We start from the raw sequence: 19729 nt of genomic DNA, 5'->3' as shown, positions 1-19729 counted from the left end.
GGCGCGAGCGGGTTCGTCGGGCGCACGCCGGGCGCGAGCGCCCGGAGCATCTGCATCATGCCAGACTCGGGAGCCGTGCCACCTGCCAGCGACCCGGTCCCCGACGAGCCCCGCGCGGCCGGGGCGGAGCCCGCGACGGCGTCCGGTACGTCCGGACCCGCACCGCTCGCGCGGCTGGGCCGGCTCGCCCGCGACGTCCTGCCCGCGCTCAGCGTGGCGCGGGCGCACCTCGGTCGGCACCGCACGGTGGCCGCGACCCGGGCGCTGCGTGCGCTCCCCGCGCCGGTCCGCCGCCGGCTCGCGGGCGCGGTCGGCCGCACGCCGGGCGTGCTGGGCGCCCTGTGCCTGGGCGCCGACGGCCGGACGTCCGCCGCCGCCGACGCGCTCGACCGGCTCGCGGTGCGCGACGGCGGCCGGCACGCGGGCGCCGCCGCGGTCGCCGCGGTCGCGCTGCACCGGGCGGACGTCGCCCGGCGCGCGCTGGCCGAGGTCCCCGCCGACGCCCGCGGACGTGCGCGGGTCGCCGCGCTCGTCGCCGCGGAGGAGGGGCACCTCACCGAGGCGGTCGCCGCCCTCGAGGACTCCCGCAGCCCGGCCGAGCGCCGGCTGCACGCCGACCTGGCCGCCGAGCTCGCGGTCCTGACCCCCGGCCGGCTGTCCGCACGGGCGCCGCAGCACGGTGCGCCGCGCACCGCCCGGCCGGCCGCGCGGGTCCTGCACCTGGTCACCAACGCGCTCCCCGAGGTCCAGGCGGGGTACACCACGCGCACCCACGGCATCGCCACCGCGCAGGCCGCGCAGGCCGGGCAGGCCGGGCAGGCCCAGCAGGGCGAGCAGGGCGGGCGGGGCGAGCAGGGCGGGTCGGTGCACGTCGCGACGCGTCTCGGCTTCCCCGTCACCGCCGGGCACCTCGGCGCCCCCGAGCGCGTCGAGCGCGACGGGGTGACCTACCACCGTCTGCTCGGCGCGCGCCCGCTCCCCCGCCGGGCCGACGAGCGACTGGCCGCGGACGTCCGCGCGACGACCGCGCTCGCCCGCCGGCTGCGCCCCGACGTCCTGCACGCGCACAGCAAGTTCCTCAACGCGGACGTCGCGCTGCGCGTCGGCGCGGACCTGGGGGTCCCGGTGGTCTACGAGGTGCGCGGGTTCCTCGAGGAGACCTGGCGCAGCCGCGGGGGCGACCCGGCGGCCGACCTGTACCGGGGCGCCCGGGCGCGGGAGACCGAGGTCATGCTGGCGGCGGACGCGGTCGTGACGATCTCCGCGGGCATGCGCGACGCCGTGGTCGCCCGTGGCGTGCCCGCCGACCGCGTCCACGTGGTGCCGAACGCGGTCGACGACCGGTTCGTCGGCCCGGTGGCCGACGGCCGCCGGGTGCGCGGCCGGTTGGGCGTGCGGGACCACGAGGTCGTCGTGGGGACCGTCACCACGGTCAACGACTACGAGGGCGTCGACGTGCTGGTCGCCGCGGTGGCCCTGCTGCGGGAGCGCGGGCTGCCGGTGCGCCTGCTCGTCGTCGGTTCCGGCCCGGCGCTCGCCGGCGTGCGGGCGCTGGCGCAGGAGCTCCTGCCGGGCGCGGCGGACCTGCCCGGACGCGTGCCGTTCGCCGAGGTCCCGGCCTGGCACGCGGCGATCGACGTCTTCGCGGTGCCCCGCCGCGACCTGCCGGTCACCAGCGCCGTGACGCCTATCAAGCCGCTCGAGGCGCTCGCGAGCGGGCGGCCGGTCGTCGCGAGCGGCCTGCCCGCGCTGCGCGAGATCGTCACGCCGGCGTGGGGCGGGTTCGCGACGCCCGACGACGAGACCGCGCTCGCCGACGCGCTGGAGACGTACGTCACGGACCCCGACGCCCGGCGGCGGGCCGGTGCGGCGGGCCGCGCCTGGGTGCTGGCCGAGCGGACGTGGCGCGGGGCGGCCGACCAGTACGCGGCGCTGTACCGCGGCCTGTAGCCCGGCCGGTCGGCACGCGTCGGCCCGACGAGCACACGACGCGCACACGACCGGCACACGACCCGCCCGGGACGGGACGAGTCACCCCGTCCCACGGGGCGCGTCAGGTTGTGGTGGGGGCCCCTCGTCGCAGAAGATGCGGAGCCCGCGCGCGATATGCTGCCGCGCGGTTCACCTCCGCCCATGGGAGTCACGTTCGTGTCCATCGACGTCGTCATCATCGGTCTCGGTTACGTAGGCCTGCCGCTCGCCCAGGAAGCCGCACGATCGGGACTCTCGGTCGTCGGGTTCGACGTGAGCGACGCCGTCGTCGACGGCCTGAACGCCGGACGCTCGCACGTGGACGACCTGTCCGCCGACGACATCGCGCAGATGCTCGCCGCCGGGTTCCGGGCGACCACCGACACCGAGCAGATCGTCGGCGCGTCCACGTACGTGATCTGCGTGCCCACGCCGCTCGCCGAGGACGGCGGACCCGACCTGGGCGCGGTGCTCGCCGCGACGCGCACCGTGACACCCGCGATGCGGCCGGGCGCGCTCGTCGTGCTCGAGTCGACGACGTACCCCGGCACCACCGAGGAGGTCCTGCTGCCGATGCTCGCGGAGAGCGGGCTCGCTGCCGGCACGGACTTCCACCTCGCCTTCTCCCCCGAGCGCATCGACCCGGGGAACCCGGTCTACGGGATGAAGAACACCCCCAAGGTGGTGGGGGGGATCGACGAGGAGTCCACGCGCCGGGCCGCGGAGTTCTACGGCCGGTTCGTCGACCGCGTGGTCCCCGCCAAGGGCACCCGCGAGGCCGAGATGGCCAAGCTCCTCGAGAACACCTACCGGCACATCAACATCGCGCTGGTGAACGAGATGGCGCGGTTCTCCCACGAGCTCGGCGTCGACCTGTGGGACGTCATCGAGCTCGCGAAGACCAAGCCGTTCGGCTTCCAGGCGTTCTACCCCGGTCCTGGCGTCGGCGGGCACTGCATCCCGATCGACCCGAACTACCTGAGCTACAGCGTGCGCAGCCGCCTCGGCTACCCGTTCCGGTTCGTCGAGCTCGCCCAGGAGATCAACTCCACGATGCCGACGTACGTGGCACGCCGCGCGCAGGACCTGCTGAACGAGGCCGGCCAGGCGATCAACGGCTCGCGCGTGCTGCTGCTCGGGGTGACCTACAAGCCGGACATCGCCGACCAGCGCGAGTCGCCCGCCGTCCCCCTCGCCAAGCAGCTGGGCCTCCTGGGCGCCGACGTGCGGTTCCACGACCCGGCCGTGAGCAGCTGGCGCGTGGGCAGCCGCACGCTCGAGCGCGAGGCGGACCTCGACACCGCGATCGCCGAGGCCGACCTCGTGATCCTGGTGCAGAACCACAAGAGCTACGACGTGGACGCGATCGTCGCGGCCTCGCGGCGCCTGCTCGACACCAAGGGCGCCACGACCGACCCGCGAGCGCACCGCCTGTGAGGATGCGCCGCACGTCCACGGAGCCGCCCGCGCCGGAGGTCCCCGACAGCGAGCTCGACGCCCCGGCCCTCGCCGCGCGGCACGGGCTGCACCGCATCGGGGCCCGTCCGCCGCTCGGCCAGTACCTGCGGGACATCTGGCAGCGCCGGCACTTCCTGTGGACGCTCGCGTCGGGCCGCGCCTACACCCGCAACACCGACAACTACCTGGGCCAGGTGTGGTCGGTCCTCAACCCGCTGCTGCTGGCGGGCACGTACTTTCTGGTGTTCGGCGTGCTGCTCGACACCCGGGGTGGCACCGACAACTACGTCGCGTTCCTCACCATCGGCATCTTCATCTTCAGCCACATCTCGAGCGCCATCACGGCGGGCTCCACCGCGATCACCAGCAACCTGTCGGTGGTGCGCGCGCTGCACTTCCCGCGCGCGCTGCTGCCCCTGTCGGTCGCGGTCGCGGAGCTCATCGCCCTGCTGCCCGCCCTCGGCGTGATGGTCGTGATCGTGCTGCTCAGCGGCGAGCCCGTGACGTGGAGCTGGCTGATGCTGGTGCCCGCCATCATCGTCATCACGGTGTTCAACACCGGCTGCGCGCTGCTGGCCGCGCGGATCGTGGCGTCGGCCCGTGACCTGCGCAACCTCATCCCCGTCGGGACGCGGCTCCTGCGCTACTTCTCGGGCGTGTTCTACTCGATCGACCACTACACCAGCGGTGGCGTCGCCGGGCTGATCCTGCAGTACCAGCCGGTCGCGATCTACCTGCAGCTGGTCCGGTCCTGCCTGCTGGAGGAGACGCCCGTGCAGGCCAGCCTGTGGTGGTGGGGCGCGGGCTGGGCCGTGGTGTTCCTGGTGGTCGGCTTCGTGCTCTTCTGGCAGGCGGAGGAGCGCTATGGCCGGGACTGACCCTCGCGCGTTCGACGAGATCGACTTCGAGGCGGACGACACCGACGTGCCCGGCGGCCCGGAGCCCGTCGCGCACGACGACGCCACCATCGGGCCGCCGTCGCTGATCGTCGACGACCTGCACATCCGCTACCGCATCATCGGCTCCGGCAAGCGCCAGGCCGTGACGGACGGCCCCGCGCCGGGGCGCGTGCGGCGCCTGCTCAACCGTGGCGGGCAGCACGTCGGCACCACCGAGGTGCACGCCGTGCGCGGGGTCTCCTTCGTCGCGCACCACGGCGAGTCGATCGGGATCGTCGGCCGCAACGGGGCGGGCAAGAGCACGCTCCTGCGCGCCATCGCCGGCCTCATCCCGCCCTCGCAGGGCACGGTCTACGTCCGCGGCACCAGCTCGCTGCTCGGCGTCAACGCCGCACTCATGGGCCAGCTCTCCGGCGAGCGCAACATCATGCTCGGCGGCCTCGCGCTCGGTCTGACGCCGGACCAGGTCCGCGCGCGGTTCGAGGAGATCGTCGAGTTCGCGGGCATCGGCGACTTCGTCTACATGCCGATGAAGGCGTACTCGTCGGGCATGGCGGCGCGCCTGCGGTTCGCGATCTCGACCGCGGCCATCCCGGACGTCCTGATGATCGACGAGGCCCTGGCCACGGGCGACGCGGAGTTCCGCGCGCGCAGCTCCGCGAAGATCCGCGAGGTCAAGGAGCACGCCGGCACGGTCTTCCTGGTCAGCCACTCGAACAAGGCGATCACGCAGATGTGCGACCGCGCGGTGTGGATCGAGAAGGGCGTGCTCGTCATGGACGGCCCGTCCGACGAGGTCGTCGCCGCCTACGCCAAGTCGCTGAAGAGGTAGCGCGTGCGCGTCCTGGTGAGCACCGTCGTCCACGACCCGCAGGACGCACGCATCCGTTTCCGGCAGATCGCCGCGCTGCTCGACGCCGGTCACCAGGTCACCTACGCGGCTCCGTTCACGGCCTACGACCGGCAACCGCCCGAGGGCGTCCGGCCCGTCGACCTGCCCCGCGCCGCCGGCCGCAACCGGCTCGGTGCCGTGCTCGCCGCGCGGCGGACGCTCGCCCGGCTCGCGCCCGAGCACGACCTGGTCCTGCTCCACGACCCCGACCTCCTGCTCGCGGTCATGGGCCGGACCCCGCTGCGCCGCACGGTCGTCGTGTGGGACGTGCACGAGGACACCGCCGCGGCGGTCGGGATGCGCGCGTGGGTCCCCCGGCCGCTGCGCGGGCTCGCCCGCACGGGTGCACGCCGCGTCGAGCGCTGGGCGGAGCGGAACCTGCGCCTCACGCTCGCCGAGCACGCGTACGCGGACCGGTTCACCCGGCCCCACCCGGTCGTGCCGAACTCGGTGGTGGTCCCGGCCCAGGTCGTCGGGACGACCGTGCCCGACGAGGCCGGCAACCTCCGGGTCGTCTACCTCGGCCGCGTCACCACGGCCCGCGGCGCCCGCGTGCTCCTGGACCTGCCCCGGCTGCTGCCCGACGGCACGGTGCTCGAGGTCATCGGCCCGGCCGACGACGACGTGCGCCCGGCGCTCGAGGCCGCGCGCGGCGCGGGGACGCTGACCTGGCGCGGGTTCGTCCCGAACGACGAGGCGCTGCACCTGATCGACGGCGCGCTCGTCGGGCTCTCGCTGCTGCGCGACGAGCCCAACTACGCCCACTCGCGCCCCACCAAGGTCATGGAGTACATGGCGCACGGGGTCGCGGTCGTCACGACGCCCAACCCCGCGTCGCGCGAGCTCGTCGAGCGCGCCGACGCGGGTGTGGTGGTCCCGTTCGACGACGCGTCCGCGGTCGCCGGGGAGGTGCGCCGGCTGGTCGAGGACGAGGAGCTGCGCACGCGGATGGCCGCCGCCGGCCGCGAGACCGCGCAGTCGGAGTTCGACTGGACCGTCGACGCGCAGCGCTTCGTCGCGACGCTCGAGGCGTGGGTCTCCGCGGGCCCACCGCGGTCCCGCAAGGCCTGAGGACGCCGCAGCGGCCTGCCCGTGCCGTGCCGTCGGCTCGCGCGCTCCGGTGCCGTCAGCCGCGCTCGCGCCGGACGCCGGCCAGGAAGCCGGCCCCCCAGGACACGTGCATGGTCGCGACGACCGCCGGGAACCAGGCCCGGGCACGGGCGTCGAGCGAGCGCCCCTCGGACACCGTGGCGACGCCGAGGATCGCGGCGTACCCGGCCGGCGCCAGCAGGCCGAGCCGCAGCCACGCGGGCCCGCCGACGAGGCCGACGACGCCCGCCGCGGTCCCGACGCCCAGCCCGAGCACCGCGACCGGGGCCGCGAGGTAGCGCACCGACGCGGTGTCCGGGTACGTGCGCACGACCTCGCGCCGCCACCGGCCGGAGCCGTGGAACTGCTTCGCGAGCGCGCGCAGCCCCGAGCGCGGGCGGTACGCGACGCGCATGCTCGGCTCGAACCACACCGTCTCGCCGGCGGACCGGATCCGGTGGTTGAGCTCCCAGTCCTGGGCGCGCGTGAAGTGCTCGTCGAACCCGCCGAGCCGCTCCAGCACGTCCCGGCGGAAGACGCCGAGGTAGACGCTGTCCGCCGGACCGGCCTCGCCGCCGACGTGGAACGGCGCCCCGCCGATCCCGACGCGGCTGCTCATCGCGCGCGCGACCGCCTGCTCGAACGGCGTGACGCCCTCCGGCACCATGACGCCGCCGACGTTGGCGGCGCCGGTGCGTGCGAGCGCCTCGACCGCGGTCTCGATGTACCGCGGCGGGAGGAACCCGTGCCCGTCGACCCGCACCAGGACGTCGTGCTGCGAGGCGGCGATCGCCGCGTTCAGCCCCGCCGGGGTGCGGCCGGTCGGGTTCGCGACGACGACGACGCGCGGGTCCGCGGCGGCGAGCTCGTCGGCGATCTGGGCGGTCCGGTCCTGGGACGGCCCCACGGCGAGCACGATCTCGAGGTCGCCCGCGTAGCCGTCCGCCAGGATCCGGGCGACGGAGTCGGCCAGGTAGGGCTCCTCGTCGCGCACCGGCATCACGACGCTCACCGGCGGCAGGCTCGCGGGCGGGACAGGGACGTCGCGCGTGGTGGGTCGCGAGGCGTGCGGGTCCGAGATCACCGGCCGGATGCTATCCCACCGGCTGCTGCAGGACGGCGTCGACCGCGGCCTCGAGCACCGGCGCGAGCGCACGCGAGTACTCGGCCGTCACGTGGTGCTCGTCGCGCATCACCAGCGTCCCGTCCACGACCGCCGGGCACACCTCGTCGGAGCACAGCCACGGGGTCAGGTCGATCACGGGCGTCCCGGTGGCCTCCGCCGCGGTCGCGATGTTCTCCTGCCCCGACGCCGCGAGGGCCTCGTCGGTGGGCGTGTCGCACTGCGCGGGGTCGTCCGGGTGCGCGCCGACGCAGTCACCCAGCTCCTGCGCGAGCCACGGGGTGTCCTGCACGACCACCACGCGCACGCCCGCGTCCTCGAGCCGCGACCACGTCCGCTCCATGGACGCGCGCAGCACCTCGTCGGCCTCCGCGCCGGCCGGGACCATCTCGCCGTCGACCACCACGTCGTACTCCCCGCTCAACGACGTCACGACGAGGTCCGGCGGGTCCGCGAGGATGCGGTCGACGACCGCCTCGCCCCAGTCGAGGCACGCGTCGTACTGCGCGTCGCGGGCCCGGATCCAGACCAGCTGGTCGATCACGGGGCACGCGGTCTTCGACGAGACCTCGAGGTGCCAGCCCGCGTCCTCGGCCGCGACGCGCAGCCCCGACAGCCAGTGCGCCGCGTGCGAGTCGCCGACCAGGAGGACGTCGGTGCCCGCCTCCTTGTCACCGTAGGAGCAGCGGTACGGCGTGTCGCCGTCGATGTCCTGGTGGCACTTCTCGTCGTAGTGGTCCGGGTACGAGTCGCGCGCGTGCGCGGGATCCGGCACGTAGGTCGGCGACGGGACGCTCGGTCCGAGCTCGGGCGCGAGCGCGGCGAGCACCTCCGCCACGTCCGGCGGCGGCGCGGGCGTCGGGCTGGGGGTCGGGCTGGGCGTCGGCTCGGCCGCGGTCCCGGCGGTCGCGGCGGGCGTGACGGCCGAGGACGGCGCCGGGTCCGCCTGCCGGGCCGAGGCCTCGTCCTGGCCGGCCGACGGGCTGCAGGCCGCCAGGACGGCGACGAGCGCGACGAGCGCGAGCCCGGTCCGCGCGGCACCGCGAGCGCGCGTGCGGCTGGCCTGCGGGGGGACGGCTGGCGGGGGGACGGCCTGCGGGCGGGCGGCCCGCGGGCGGGCGGCCTCCGGGCGGGTGACCAGCCGGTCCGGGCGGTGCGCGGCGGCGCTGCGACGAGCCATGCGGCGATGCTACGTGTCGTTGCCTCAGACCACCGGGGGGCGTCCATGGCGTGTCATCCGGGCGACGGTGCGCCAGCGCAACGGGCGCTGCGGCGGCGGTGCCGTGCGCCACCCCTCCCACCAGCCCGCGAACCACGCGCGCAGGACGACCGGCCGGCGCCAGGTGCGCAGGACCTGGATCGCGGTCCACGACGCGACGTACACCGGCCGCAGCACGGCCGGCAGGTTGCGACGCGCGAGCCAGACCCGGTTCCGCGCGTTGAGCCGGTGGTGGTACGGGTGCCGGCTCTCCTGCGCGTGGGCGCCGTGGTGCACGACGACGTCGCCGGCGTACCAGACCACCCGGTCCGCCTCCCACACGCGCCAGGCGAGCTCGATGCCCTCGTGCGCGTAGAAGAACGCCTCGGGCCACCGCCCGGCCGCCTCGAACACCGCACGCGGCAGCGCGACCGCGCCCTCCCATACCGAGAAGACCGGACCGGGCCGGTCCGGCGCCTGCTTCCGGATCCGCGGCACCCAGCGTCGCGGCGCGGGGCGGCCGTCGGGGTCCAGGACGCGCGGCTGCACCAGCCCGACGTCGCCGGCCAGCAGCGCCACGAGCTGCGCCACGACGTCGTCCGTGGGCAGCGACGCGTCGTCGTCGAGGAAGAACAGCACCTCCCCCGTGACGGCGTCCACGCCCGCGTTGCGTCCGGCGGGGATCCCGACGTTGTCGGCGAGGGCAAGGGCACGCACGTCGGGCGGCAGGCCGTGCGGCTGCCAGCCGTTCCCGACGACCACGACGTCGAGCCGCACGCCGCGCTGCGCCCGCAGCGAGGCGAGGGCCGCGTCGAGGCGCCCCGGGCGCTTGCCCTGCGTCAGCACGACGACGCCGACGCGGGGCTGCGGGGCCCGCGGGGGCGCCGGCCGGTCACCGGGCGCGATCCGGCTCGTCGGGTCCGTCGGGTCCGTCGGCTGCTCCGTCGTCATCGCAGCCGCGTCGACGTCAGCACGGCGGCGACGTGCCCGACGAGCACGAGCGCGACGACCGGCACCGCGACGACGACCAGCCACGCGGTCGCGGGGACGTCGGCGACCGCCGAGACGAGCGCCGCGACGAGCGCGAGCAGCGTGAGCTCGACCGAGTGCAGCACCCGGTGCACGGGCAGCGCCCGGGCGGCGGACCACGCGCGTCCCCAGCCGCGCCGGTCCGGCTTGTGCGCCACCTCGGCGGTCAACGGCGGCAGGCCACCCACGGCGCGGGACGCGTGCACCATGTCGTTCACCGCACGGTTCGCGACGATCCCCAGCGCCAGCAGCGCTCCGGCGGTCATCCCCCAGGCCAGGTCGTCCTCGAGCGCGGCGCGCGCACCCAGCGCGAGCGCGAGCGAGGTCTCCGCACCGTAGTGGCCGAGCTTGTCGAGGAACACGCCGCGCGCGCTCGAGGTGCCGCGGTACCGCGCGACCTCCCCGTCGCAGCAGTCGAGCAGCATCTGCAGCTGCCCCAGCCCGACGGCCAGCAGCGCACCCGTGAGCCCGGGCAGCAGCAGCGCGAGCCCGCTGAGCACGCCCGTGCCGACCATGAGCCACGTCACCGCGTCCGCGCTGGCGCCCCACAGCAGGAAGCGCCGGGTCAGGTAGGGCGAGACGGCCCGGAGGTACACGTCGGCGGTCCAGTGCTCCGCGGGACGCGCCCGCACGTACGGCGGCTGGACCAGCGGCCGCAGCGCGGCGACCGTCGGCACCTGCGCCGTCGCACCCATCGTCACTGCCTCCTCCCGTCACTGCCTCCTCGCGGCCCGTCCGGCCGTCCGGCCCGTCCGGCCCGTCCCGGCAGGGTAGTCGCCGAGGGCCGCGTCCTTGCTAGCGTGCCCCCGGCGCGCCAGCACGAGCCGGCGCGGACAGGACGGTGCGAGGAGCGGTCGGTGGGGTTCGTCCGGGGTGCCAGGGCGCTCGTCGTGCTCGGGGCGGGGCGCGTGCGTGGCGCCGTCGCACGCCGCGCCTTCACCCGCGAGCAGGAGCAGCGGCCCCCCGTCGTGCCCGGGACCTTCCGCGTCGCGGTGCACTTCCCGGACGCGCCGGTGAACCTCTACCAGCTCGAGCAGTGGTACGCCCCCCTGCGCGCGCTGGCCGCCGAGCTCCCCGTCGTCGTGCTCGCACGGCAGGCGACCACCGCCCGCACGGTGGCCGCCGCCTCGGGACTGCCGGTGCTGCTCGCGCGCTCCATCGGGCAGGTCGAGACGCTGCTCGCCGAGCACCCCGTGCGCGTCGTGCTCTACGTGAACCAGAACGTCCGCAACTTCTCGGTCCTGCGCTACCGCGACCCCGCTCACGTCTTCGTGTCGCACGGCGAGAGCGACAAGGACTACATGGCCTCCAACCAGATGAAGGCGTACGACCGCGCGTTCGTCGCGGGTGACGCCGCGCGCGAGCGCCTCGCGGCCATCGCGGAGTACGACGTCGCGGCGCGCACCGTCCCGATCGGCCGCCCCCAGGTGGACGCTCCGCCACCCGGACCGGCGCTGCCCCGGGACGGGCGCACGACCGTGCTCTACGCCCCGACCTGGGAGGGCGACCGGCCCTCGATGGCCTACGGGTCGCTCGTCAGCCACGGCGACGCGGTCGTCGACGCGCTCCTCGCGGACCCCGGGGTGCGCCTCGTCGTCCGCCCGCACCCGCGGTCCGGCACGTCGGACCCGGCGACCGCGGCGGCGCTGCGGCGGCTGCGCGCCCGGGTGCATGCCGCGGCGCGTCGGCACCCCGAGGCGGGGCACCTGTGGGACGACGAGACCGCCTTCGGCTGGCACCTGAGCGCGTGCGACGCCTGCGTGACCGACATCTCGGCCGTCGCCTACGACTGGCTGGCCACGCGCAAGCCGCTCGTGCTGACCCGGCCCGCCTCCCCCGACGCGATCGTGGAGCCGGCCGGGCTGGGCGGCCGGCTGCCGCTGCTCGACGCCGGGGACGCCGGCCGGGTGCGCGACCGCCTCACGGCCGCGGCCGAGCCCGACGAGGTCGCGGCGCGGTCCGCGCTCGTCGAGCGGTACTACGGCGACATGACGCCCGGCGCGTCGCTGCGGCGCTTCCTCGACGCCGTCCACGCGCTCGTCGTGGAGCGGGACGAGCGCGTGGCGGGCTGACCGCGACGCCCTCAGCGCTCGACGAGCGTCGCCGCCAGGGCCGCGTCGGCGCGCGCCAGGTCCTCCGGGAAGTCGACCTCGACCGCGAACAGGTCGCTGACGTCGACGGGTCGCACCCGCAGCGCGTCCAGGTCGATCGCGAGCTCGACCGCCCGCTCGAAGTAGTCCCCGTCCGCCACCTGCTCGAGGCGGCGGCGCAGGACGTCGCGGTCGCCCGCGGCGACCAGGTTGACGCCGACGGCCTCGCCCAGCGCGGGCGCGACCTGCTTGCTGAGGCGCCGCACCCAGCCCTCCGCGTCGAGGTCGTACTTGACCTCCTCCTCCCCCACGGCCGCGGTGTCCACCGCGATCGCGGTGCCCCGCTCGGCGAGGAGCCGGTCCACGACTCCCGGGTCGCACACGACGTCGCCGTTGAGCCACAGCACGTCGCCCGGCGGGCACGCGTCGAGCCCGATCGCGAGGCTGCGCGCGGTGTTGGTCGTCGCGAACCGCGGGTTCGGCACCGCGACCACGGACGGCTCCGCGGCCACGACGTCCTGCGCCCGGAACCCCACGACGACGTGCACCCGCGCCGTGAGGACGCGCGACGCGAGGATGTCGAGCTGCTGCCGCAGGATGGTGCGCCCGTCCCGCAGCCGCGTCAGCGCCTTGGGGGCGCCGGTGCCGAGCCGCGAGCCCAGGCCGGCCGCCAGGATGACGACGTTCAGCGGCTCGTCCCCCGCTCGTGCGCCGACCACGGCGTCAGTAGCTCGGGTAGACGTAGTACATGGGCTGGCTCTTGGACCGGACCTTGTAGTAGACGCCGCGGCCGCCGCCGGTGGCCGGGTTCGTCGTGTTGCCCTCGATCACGTAGATCGAGCTCCCGCTCATGCCGTACACGAGGCCCGAGTGCGTCGCGGCGTAGCGACCGTCGGTGGTGTGGGTGTCGAAGAAGGCGATCGCGCCCACGCGGGGCGTCGACTGCTTCCGGTACCTGCTCGTCGCCCACGCGTGGAAGTCCGTGAACCGGCCGTAGGTCGCGATCGACGAGCTGTGGCCGGACGCCGCGCCCACCCAGGACAGGAAGATGCTGCACCAGGCGTAGTCGGTGCCGACCCAGTCGTTGTAGCGCGAGATGTTGTTCGACGGCGCGGCGTAGCCGACCTGCGACTTCGCGACCGCCAGGACCTCGAGCCAGTCGTAGTCGGTGCCGAGCAGCACCACCGGGCTCTTGAACGCGTTGTCGTAGACCACGCCCTTGCTGAACCGCTGCAGGCACCCGCTGTCCAGCAGCCGGCACCGCGCGTCGCCGAGCGGGACGCCGAGCTCACCGCGGGCCGAGCCGCGGGACACGTAGGCGTCGCGGATGTCGCCCTCGACCGTCCACGTGCGCACCTTCGTGGACTGGGTCACCTCGACGAGCAGCATCGTGGACCGCGAGTTGTAGCGGACCTTCGTCGTCCCGGGCACGGACACCGTCTTGGTGCCCTTGCTGGTGCCCGCACGCCAGCCGAGCACGTCGACGCGGCGGTCGATCGTCCGCGGGCTCCAGGAGAAGGTCAGGTTGATGTACGGGCTCGACGCACCCGGCGTGGACCCCCACGCCTTCGACAGCGCGCGGTACTGGTAGTTCGCGTCCGGGCGGAACCGGTAGGCCCACGCCCCCTTGGACCGCGAGACCGTGCTGCCCGCGGTCTTCCACGACGACGCGCCCTTCTTGCGGTACTGCAGCGTGATCGACTTGCCCGAGCGCCCGGTCCCGCCGACGGACCACTTGCCCGAGAACCAGACGGACTCGCCCATCCGCGGCGACCGGTCCGCGGTGAGGGTCAACGAGCTCGTCGCCGCCTGCGCGGGCGGTACGACGACGAGGGCGAGCGCGGCCGCGAGGAGCACCGCGAGCACGCGGCGCAGGCTCCGTCCCGCCCGCGCATCGGGAGCGGACCGGACGGGGACGAGGGAGCCCGTGGCGGGCGTGGGAGCCGTTCGCATGGCGAAGAGCGTGACACGACTCACAGGGTTCGCGACAGTCGTCCGCCCCGCGAGTCGCGAACCCGGGCAACTGTTCGTCATCCGGACGCGCCGGTCCGGCCGTGCGCGGCGCGCCTGCGACCTGCACATCTTCTCCACGGACCATCACCGCATGCTCCGCCCGCGGCACCCGGCCGCTGCCTAGTATCGAGCCCGTGCCAGCCCGACACGCCTCAGCAGAGCGCCCCACGACCGTCCGCCACGCCCGTGAGCACCGCAGCGGGCGGGTCCTGCGCGGCACCGCCCTGGTCACCGTGGCGCTCCTGGCCTTCGGCGGCACCGCGGTCTACGCGACGTACCAGCGCCTGAACAGCAACATCCACCGCGTCGACGTCTCGGCACTGCTCGGTGACCGGCCGACGCGCGCGGCGGTCGAGCCCGGCGAGGACCCGAACGCGGGCAAGGACGTGAACATCCTGCTGCTCGGCTCGGACTCGCGGGAGGGCGAGAACGGCGACATCGGCGGGCGCGTCGCGGGCGGCATGCGCTCCGACACCGCGATCGTCATGCACGTCTCCGCCGACCGGAAGCGCGTCGAGATGGTCTCGATCCCGCGCGACTCCATGGTCGCGATCCCGACGTGCCGGACCACGAGCGGCGCCGAGACCGCCGCGAGCGACTACGCGATGTTCAACGAGGCCTTCGCCCGTGGCTGGGACGCCGGGCTCGACCTCGAGTCGGCGGCCGCGTGCACGTGGCGCACCGTGGAGGCGAACACGGGCATCGTCATCGACGACTTCGCCCTGGTCGACTTCGCGGGCTTCGAGGACATGGTGGACGCGCTGCAGGGCGTGTGGCTCTGCATCCCCGCGGACATGGACGACCAGCGGGCCAAGCTGCACATCACCGCGGGCAACAAGCTGCTCGACGGCAAGACCGCGCTGGCCTACGCCCGCTCGCGGCACAGCCAGGTCAGCGACGGCTCGGACATCGGCCGCATCGGCAACCAGCAGCGTCTGCTCGCCGCGATCGCGGACCAGACCCTGTCCAAGAACGTGCTCACCGACTGGAGCGAGCTGCTCGGCGTGCTCTCGGCGGCGACCCGCTCGCTGACGACGTCGATGGGCACGACCGACATCGCCGGCCTCGCCTACAGCGCTCGGGGCATCGGGACTGGCAACATCACGTTCATGACGATCCCCTGGGGCGCGGCGCCCGACGACCCGAACCGGGTCGTGTGGACGGATGAGGCCGACGTCATCTGGGCCAACGTGGCGCGGGACGTGCCGATGCTCACGGGCACCAAGGACGACCCGGGCACCGCCGCGACCAGCGCGCCGACGTCGGGCGCGACCTCGACGCCGAAGGCCGGCAGCACGCCCAAGGCGAACACGACGCCCAAGCCGCGGGCCACCAAGAAGGCGGGCCGCGACGCCTTCACCCTCGACGACAACACCGGCAGCTGCTGACGATGCGCGGAGACCGCCCCGGCGACGACGGCGCACCGCCGAGCTTCGCCCCCGGCGGCGCGGGCGCGCGTCCCGACCCGCAGGACGCCGTGGTCGTCGGTCGCCAGAGCGCCGCGTCCGCGGCACCGCCGGCCGCACCGCGCACCGCGGGCCGGACCCCGCCGCCGGCCCGACCGGCGCGTCCGGTGGGTGCGTCCGCCAGCTCCGCCGCGGGTCCCGGTCAGGCGGCGGCGAGCGGTGCGGACGCCCCGCCCTCGTTCAGCCCCGGCCAGCCGGCTCCTGGCGGCCGCGCCGCCGGCGCCGCTGCGACTGGCGGCGGCGCCGGGTCCGCCGGCGCCCGCCGCGCAGGACCCGCGGCGCCCCGGTCGGCCTCCGGGCGTCCGACGACCGCGCGGCCGGCCTCAGGCTCCTCCCCCGGCGGCGGCGCGGGCGTGGCGCCCTCGGGACGTCCGGCCCGGCCCGGCCCGTCGGGGCAGTCCGGGAAGGCGGCACCGGGGCAGGCCGGCACCGACGCTCCACGCAAGCGCCACCGGCTGCGCTGGACGCTGGTCGTCGTCGCCCTGGTGCTCGTGCTCCTGCTGGCGTGGCCGATCGGGCTCGTCGTCTGGGCGAACGGCAAGCTCAACCGCACCGAGGCGCTGTCCGGCGCCGCGGGGACCCCGGGAACGACCTACCTGATCACGGGCTCGGACTCGCGCGCCGACGGCGGGGTCAAGGACGACGGCACGGCCGGCGAGCGCAGCGACACGATCCTGCTGCTCCACGTGCCGGAGAGCGGTCCGACCGCCCTCGTCTCGCTGCCGCGCGACACCTACGTGGACATCCCCGGTCACGGCGACGGGAAGATCAACGCGGCGTACGCGTACGGCGGCGCCCCGCTGCTCGTCGAGACCGTCGAGGGGCTGACGGGGCTCACGGTCGACCACTACGCCGAGATCGGCATGGCGGGCGTCAAGGACATCGTCGACGCCGTGGGCGGCGTGCGGCTGTGCTACGACACGGACGTGAACGACCGGGACTCCCACCTGAAGTGGAAGGCCGGCTGCCACACGGTCGACGGCACCGTCGCGCTCCAGTTCGCCCGGATGCGCAAGGCGGACCCGCTCGGCGACATCGGCCGCGCGCAGCGGCAGCGTCAGCTCGTCGGGGCGGTGCTCGAGAACGTCGACCCGAAGTCGATCGCGGTGCGCCCGGCCCAGCAGGTCGCGCTGATCGACGCCGCGACGGCCTCGCTGACGGTCGACGAGTCGGCGGGCATCATCGACCTCGCGCGGCTCGCGCTCGCCTTCCGGTCCGCCAACGGGTCCGACGGGATCACGGGCACCCCGCCGATCGCGGACCTGGACTACCGGCCCGGCGGCGTCGGCTCGACGGTCCTGCTGGACCCCGAGGAGACGCCCCACTTCTTCGAGCAGATCCGGGACGGCGAGCTCCCCCCGGGCAAGGTCAACGGCCTCGACTGACCGCCGGCGAGCCGCGGCCGGGCGTGCGGCCGATCGCCGCGCACGCCGGCACGACGAGAGGCCCCGCCCGAGCTCGACGCTCGGGCGGGGCCTCTCGGGTGCGGGACGTCAGTCGTTGCGGGTCGTGGTGACGATCCCCGCGCCGACGGTCCGGTTCGTGGACTCGTCGATCAGGATGAACGAGCCGGTCTCCCGGTTGAGCTCGTACTGGTCGACGAACACCGGCGTGCTGGTGCGCAGCCGCACGCGACCGATGTCGTTGAGGCCGAGCTCGTCGGTCTCCAGGTCGCGGTGCAGCGTGTTGATGTCGATGCGGTACTCGACGTCCGTGACCTTCGCCCGCGTGGAGCGCGTCGTGTGCTTGAGGCCGTAGACGCCGCCCTTGCGCAGCGGCGCCGTCTCGTCCATCCAGCAGATCTGCACGTCGAGGTCCTGCGTCGGCGTGGCCGCGTTCGCCGGGCGGCAGATCATGTCGCCACGGCTGATGTCGATCTCGTCGGCCAGCCGGACGACGACGGACATCGGCGGGTACGCGACGTCGACGGGCTCGCCCGCCTCCTCGATCGAGGCGATCGTGGACTCGAACCCGGACGGCAGGACGACGACGGGGTCGCCGGCCCGCATGACGCCGCTCGCGACCCGGCCCGCGTAGCCGCGGTAGTCGCGCGCCGACTCCGACTGCGGCCGGATCACGTACTGCACCGGGAACCGCACGTCGATGAGGTTGCGGTCGCCCGCGAGGTGCAGGCGCTCCAGGTGGCCGAGCAGCGTCGCGCCGTCGTACCACGGCATGTTGGTGCTGCGGTCGACGACGTTGTCGCCGAGGAGCGCGGACACCGGGATGAACGAGATGTCGTGCGTGCGCAGGCGCGCGGCGAAGTCAGTGAAGTCGGCGCGGATCTGCTCGTACGCCTCCTCCGACCAGTCGACCAGGTCCATCTTGTTCACGCAGACGACGAGGTGCGGCACGCCCAGGAGCGTCGCCAGGAACGCGTGCCGCCGGCTCTGCTCGATCATGCCCTTGCGGGCGTCGACGAGGATGAGCGCGACGTCCGCGGTCGAGGCGCCCGTCACCATGTTGCGGGTGTACTGGATGTGCCCGGGGGTGTCCGCGATGATGAACTTGCGTCGGGGGGTCTGGAAGTAGCGGTACGCCACGTCGATCGTGATGCCCTGCTCGCGCTCGGCGCGCAGGCCGTCCGTGAGCAGCGCCAGGTCGGTGTAGTCGTCGCCGCGGTCGGCGCTCACGCGCTCCACGGCCTCGACCTGGTCGCTGAACAGCGACTTGCTGTCGTACAGCAGCCGTCCGATCAGGGTGGACTTGCCGTCGTCGACCGATCCGGCGGTCGCGAACCTCAGCAGATCACTCATGGCTTAGAAGTACCCCTCGCGCTTGCGGTCCTCCATCGCGGCCTCGCTCACCCGGTCGTCCCCACGGGTGGCCCCGCGCTCGGTCAGACGGGCGGCGGCGATCTCGGCGATGATGTCGTCGATGGTCGCGGCGGTCGACTCGACCGCCGCGGTGAGGTTGGCGTCCCCCATGGTCCGGTAGCGGACCGTGCGCGTGCTCACGGTCTCGCCGGGCCGGGGCTGGATGAACTCGTTGACGGCGTAGAGCATGCCGTCGCGCTCGACGACCTCGCGGTCGGCGGCCAGGTAGAGGTCCGGGATGGCGATGTCCTCGGCGCCGATGTAGGACCAGATGTCCAGCTCGGTCCAGTTGGACAGCGGGAACACGCGGATCGACTCGCCCTGGTGGACCCGGCCGTTGTACAGGCTCCACAGCTCCGGGCGCTGGTTCTTCGGGTCCCACTGGCCGAACTCGTCGCGGAAGGAGAACACGCGCTCCTTGGCGCGCGCCTTCTCCTCGTCGCGCCGCGCGCCGCCGAACAGGGCGTCGAAGCCGTTGGCCTCGGCGGCCTCGAGCAGCACGGGCGTCTGGATGCGGTTGCGCGAGCCGTTCTTCTCCTCGCGCACCATGCCGCGGTCGATCGCCTCCTGGACCGAGGCCACGATGAGCCGGACGCCGAGCGCCTCGGCCGCGTCGTCCCGGAACTGCAGGACCTGCGGGAAGTTCAGGCCCGTGTCGACGTGCATCACCGGGAACGGGATGCGTGCGGGCGCGAAGGCCTTCATCGCCAGGTGCAGCATGACGATCGAGTCCTTGCCGCCCGAGAAGAGCAGGCAGGGCTTGCGCATCTCGGCGGCGACCTCGCGGAAGACGTAGATGCTCTCCGCCTCGAGCGCCTTGAGGTTGCTCAGCTGGTAGGTGGAACGGGTGGTGGTCACGGCGCAGCATTCTCCTTCGCCGGTGCGGGGCTCGCGTCACCGGTGCTGGTGGCGCGGGTGATGAGGTCGAGCAGGTCGGCGGCCCGGTGGGTCTCGCACACGACGAGATCGGGCAGCCACGGGTTCTCGCGGTTGTACTCCAGCTCGGAGCCGTCCAGCCGCGAGCAGAACAGGCCGGCGGCCGACGCGACGGCCACGGGAGCCGCGGAGTCCCACTCGTACTGGCCGCCGCCGTGCACGTACGCGTCGCACTGGCCGGTCAGCACCGACATCGCCTTCACGCCGGCCGAGCCCATGGGCACGAGCTCTACGTCCGTGAGCTGGGCGAGCTCGCCGATGAGGGCCGGCGGGCGGCTGCGGCTCACGGCGAGGCGCAGCGGGCCGGACGGCGTGGCGGGCCGGGTGGCCGGCTCCGCGGTCGAGAAGACCTCGTCCCGCCCGGGCAGCGCCACCGCGCCGGCGGTCAGACCGGCCCCGCGCTCCCACAGGGCCACGTGCACGGCCCAGTCGGTCCGCCAGGCACCGTCCTCGTCGCGCTCGGAGAACTCGCGCGTCCCGTCGAGCGGGTCGACGATCCACACCCGGTCGGCCGCCAGCCGGGCCGGGTCGTCGGCGCCCTCCTCGGACAGCACGGGGTCGTCCGGACGCAGGCGACCGAGCTCGGCCAGCAGGTGCTCGTGGGACGCCGCGTCGCCGCGGTCCTTGAGCTCGGCCGCGGGGACGTCGGCGATCTCGTCGCGCAGCGCGAGCAGCACCCGTCCCGCGCTCACGGCGAGCTGCGCCGCGAGCTCGTGGTCGGTGGTGGTCATGGCACCTGCTTCCTGGTC

Annotated in this window: 17 protein-coding genes; 8 read left to right on the top strand and 9 right to left on the bottom strand. The window is 74.6% G+C overall.

Features of this window, described 5'->3' with window-relative positions:
- Positions 1-75 precede the first annotated feature (75 nt).
- From KIN34_RS09980 to KIN34_RS09960, 5 genes are all read left to right on the top strand, one after another.
- Positions 76-1950, top strand: a complete 1875-nt coding sequence (locus KIN34_RS09980) for a glycosyltransferase (protein WP_214349878.1) — start codon at positions 76-78, stop codon at positions 1948-1950.
- A gap of 183 nt (positions 1951-2133) precedes the next feature.
- A complete protein-coding gene (locus tag KIN34_RS09975) occupies positions 2134-3408 on the top strand; it encodes a nucleotide sugar dehydrogenase (protein WP_237689078.1) in 1275 nt (424 codons plus the stop codon).
- Between the two features lie 2 nt (positions 3409-3410).
- Positions 3411-4307: an ABC transporter permease gene (locus KIN34_RS09970; RefSeq protein WP_214349876.1), complete on the top strand. Its 897-nt coding sequence runs from the start codon at positions 3411-3413 to the stop codon at positions 4305-4307.
- Positions 4294-5160, top strand: a complete 867-nt coding sequence (locus KIN34_RS09965; RefSeq protein WP_214349874.1) for an ABC transporter ATP-binding protein — start codon at positions 4294-4296, stop codon at positions 5158-5160. The genes KIN34_RS09970 and KIN34_RS09965 overlap by 14 nt, the downstream gene beginning before the upstream one ends.
- A 3-nt stretch (positions 5161-5163) precedes the next feature.
- The gene (locus tag KIN34_RS09960) at positions 5164-6291 is read left to right on the top strand and encodes a glycosyltransferase family protein (RefSeq protein WP_214349872.1); all 1128 of its coding nucleotides are present in this window, start codon (positions 5164-5166) and stop codon (positions 6289-6291) included.
- Between the two features lie 55 nt (positions 6292-6346).
- Here the strand turns inward: KIN34_RS09960 and KIN34_RS09955 are convergent, their stop codons facing one another.
- From KIN34_RS09955 to KIN34_RS09940, 4 genes are read right to left on the bottom strand one after another with little or no spacing between them, the layout of a single operon-like run.
- The gene (locus KIN34_RS09955) at positions 6347-7393 is read right to left on the bottom strand and encodes a glycosyltransferase family 2 protein (RefSeq protein ID WP_307858180.1); all 1047 of its coding nucleotides are present in this window, start codon (positions 7391-7393) and stop codon (positions 6347-6349) included.
- Between the two features lie 10 nt (positions 7394-7403).
- Positions 7404-8612, bottom strand: coding sequence for an SGNH hydrolase domain-containing protein (locus KIN34_RS09950; protein ID WP_214349870.1), 1209 nt, complete (start codon positions 8610-8612; stop codon positions 7404-7406).
- Between the two features lie 24 nt (positions 8613-8636).
- Positions 8637-9581 carry a glycosyltransferase family 2 protein gene (locus tag KIN34_RS09945; RefSeq protein ID WP_214349868.1) on the bottom strand — a complete coding sequence of 315 codons (945 nt, stop codon included), beginning with the start codon at positions 9579-9581 and terminating at the stop codon, positions 8637-8639.
- Positions 9578-10354, bottom strand: coding sequence for a CDP-alcohol phosphatidyltransferase family protein (locus tag KIN34_RS09940; RefSeq protein ID WP_214349866.1), 777 nt, complete (start codon positions 10352-10354; stop codon positions 9578-9580). The genes KIN34_RS09945 and KIN34_RS09940 overlap by 4 nt, the downstream gene beginning before the upstream one ends.
- A gap of 162 nt (positions 10355-10516) precedes the next feature.
- On the opposite strand from KIN34_RS09940, the gene KIN34_RS09935 reads away from it, so the two are divergent.
- Positions 10517-11731, top strand: coding sequence for a CDP-glycerol glycerophosphotransferase family protein (locus KIN34_RS09935; protein ID WP_214349864.1), 1215 nt, complete (start codon positions 10517-10519; stop codon positions 11729-11731).
- An 11-nt stretch (positions 11732-11742) separates the two neighbouring features.
- Here the strand turns inward: KIN34_RS09935 and KIN34_RS09930 are convergent, their stop codons facing one another.
- Together KIN34_RS09930 and KIN34_RS09925 are read right to left on the bottom strand one after the other, a co-directional pair.
- Complete coding sequence (locus KIN34_RS09930; protein ID WP_307858179.1) at positions 11743-12468, bottom strand: phosphocholine cytidylyltransferase family protein; 726 nt, start codon at positions 12466-12468, stop codon at positions 11743-11745.
- A gap of 4 nt (positions 12469-12472) precedes the next feature.
- Positions 12473-13702 carry a CHAP domain-containing protein gene (locus KIN34_RS09925; protein ID WP_214349862.1) on the bottom strand — a complete coding sequence of 410 codons (1230 nt, stop codon included), beginning with the start codon at positions 13700-13702 and terminating at the stop codon, positions 12473-12475.
- 194 nt (positions 13703-13896) lie between these two features.
- Here KIN34_RS09925 and KIN34_RS09920 point away from each other — a divergent pair, with 194 nt between their 5' ends.
- The gene (locus KIN34_RS09920; RefSeq protein WP_307858178.1) at positions 13897-15150 is read left to right on the top strand and encodes an LCP family protein; all 1254 of its coding nucleotides are present in this window, start codon (positions 13897-13899) and stop codon (positions 15148-15150) included.
- Positions 15151-15581: 431 nt separating this feature from the next.
- The gene (locus KIN34_RS09915; protein ID WP_307858177.1) at positions 15582-16613 is read left to right on the top strand and encodes an LCP family protein; all 1032 of its coding nucleotides are present in this window, start codon (positions 15582-15584) and stop codon (positions 16611-16613) included.
- Positions 16614-16721: 108 nt separating this feature from the next.
- Here the strand turns inward: KIN34_RS09915 and KIN34_RS09910 are convergent, their stop codons facing one another.
- From KIN34_RS09910 to KIN34_RS09900, 3 genes are read right to left on the bottom strand one after another with little or no spacing between them, the layout of a single operon-like run.
- Positions 16722-17984, bottom strand: coding sequence for a sulfate adenylyltransferase subunit 1 (locus KIN34_RS09910; protein ID WP_214349860.1), 1263 nt, complete (start codon positions 17982-17984; stop codon positions 16722-16724).
- Between the two features lie 3 nt (positions 17985-17987).
- A complete protein-coding gene (gene cysD, locus KIN34_RS09905; protein ID WP_214349858.1) occupies positions 17988-18902 on the bottom strand; it encodes a sulfate adenylyltransferase subunit CysD in 915 nt (304 codons plus the stop codon).
- Positions 18899-19711: a 3'(2'),5'-bisphosphate nucleotidase CysQ gene (locus KIN34_RS09900; protein ID WP_214349857.1), complete on the bottom strand. Its 813-nt coding sequence runs from the start codon at positions 19709-19711 to the stop codon at positions 18899-18901. Before KIN34_RS09900 ends, cysD begins: the two co-directional genes overlap by 4 nt.
- Positions 19712-19729: the final 18 nt, after the last annotated feature.

The organism is Cellulomonas fulva, assembly GCF_018531375.1.
GTDB lineage: Bacteria > Actinomycetota > Actinomycetes > Actinomycetales > Cellulomonadaceae > Cellulomonas > Cellulomonas fulva.
Note: the sequence above shows the minus strand (reverse complement) of the source record. Positions and strands in the feature narration are given on the sequence as shown.

Coding starts and splice junctions, on each gene's coding strand:
- KIN34_RS09910 (WP_214349860.1), bottom strand. CDS start 17,984: ATGAGTGATCTGCTGAGGTTCGCGACCGCCGGATCGGTCGACGACGGC.
- KIN34_RS09975 (WP_237689078.1), top strand. CDS start 2,134: ATGGGAGTCACGTTCGTGTCCATCGACGTCGTCATCATCGGTCTCGGT.
- KIN34_RS09940 (WP_214349866.1), bottom strand. CDS start 10,354: ATGGGTGCGACGGCGCAGGTGCCGACGGTCGCCGCGCTGCGGCCGCTG.
- KIN34_RS09970 (WP_214349876.1), top strand. CDS start 3,411: ATGCGCCGCACGTCCACGGAGCCGCCCGCGCCGGAGGTCCCCGACAGC.
- KIN34_RS09900 (WP_214349857.1), bottom strand. CDS start 19,711: ATGACCACCACCGACCACGAGCTCGCGGCGCAGCTCGCCGTGAGCGCG.
- KIN34_RS09965 (WP_214349874.1), top strand. CDS start 4,294: ATGGCCGGGACTGACCCTCGCGCGTTCGACGAGATCGACTTCGAGGCG.
- KIN34_RS09945 (WP_214349868.1), bottom strand. CDS start 9,581: ATGACGACGGAGCAGCCGACGGACCCGACGGACCCGACGAGCCGGATC.
- KIN34_RS09950 (WP_214349870.1), bottom strand. CDS start 8,612: ATGGCTCGTCGCAGCGCCGCCGCGCACCGCCCGGACCGGCTGGTCACC.
- KIN34_RS09925 (WP_214349862.1), bottom strand. CDS start 13,702: ATGCGAACGGCTCCCACGCCCGCCACGGGCTCCCTCGTCCCCGTCCGG.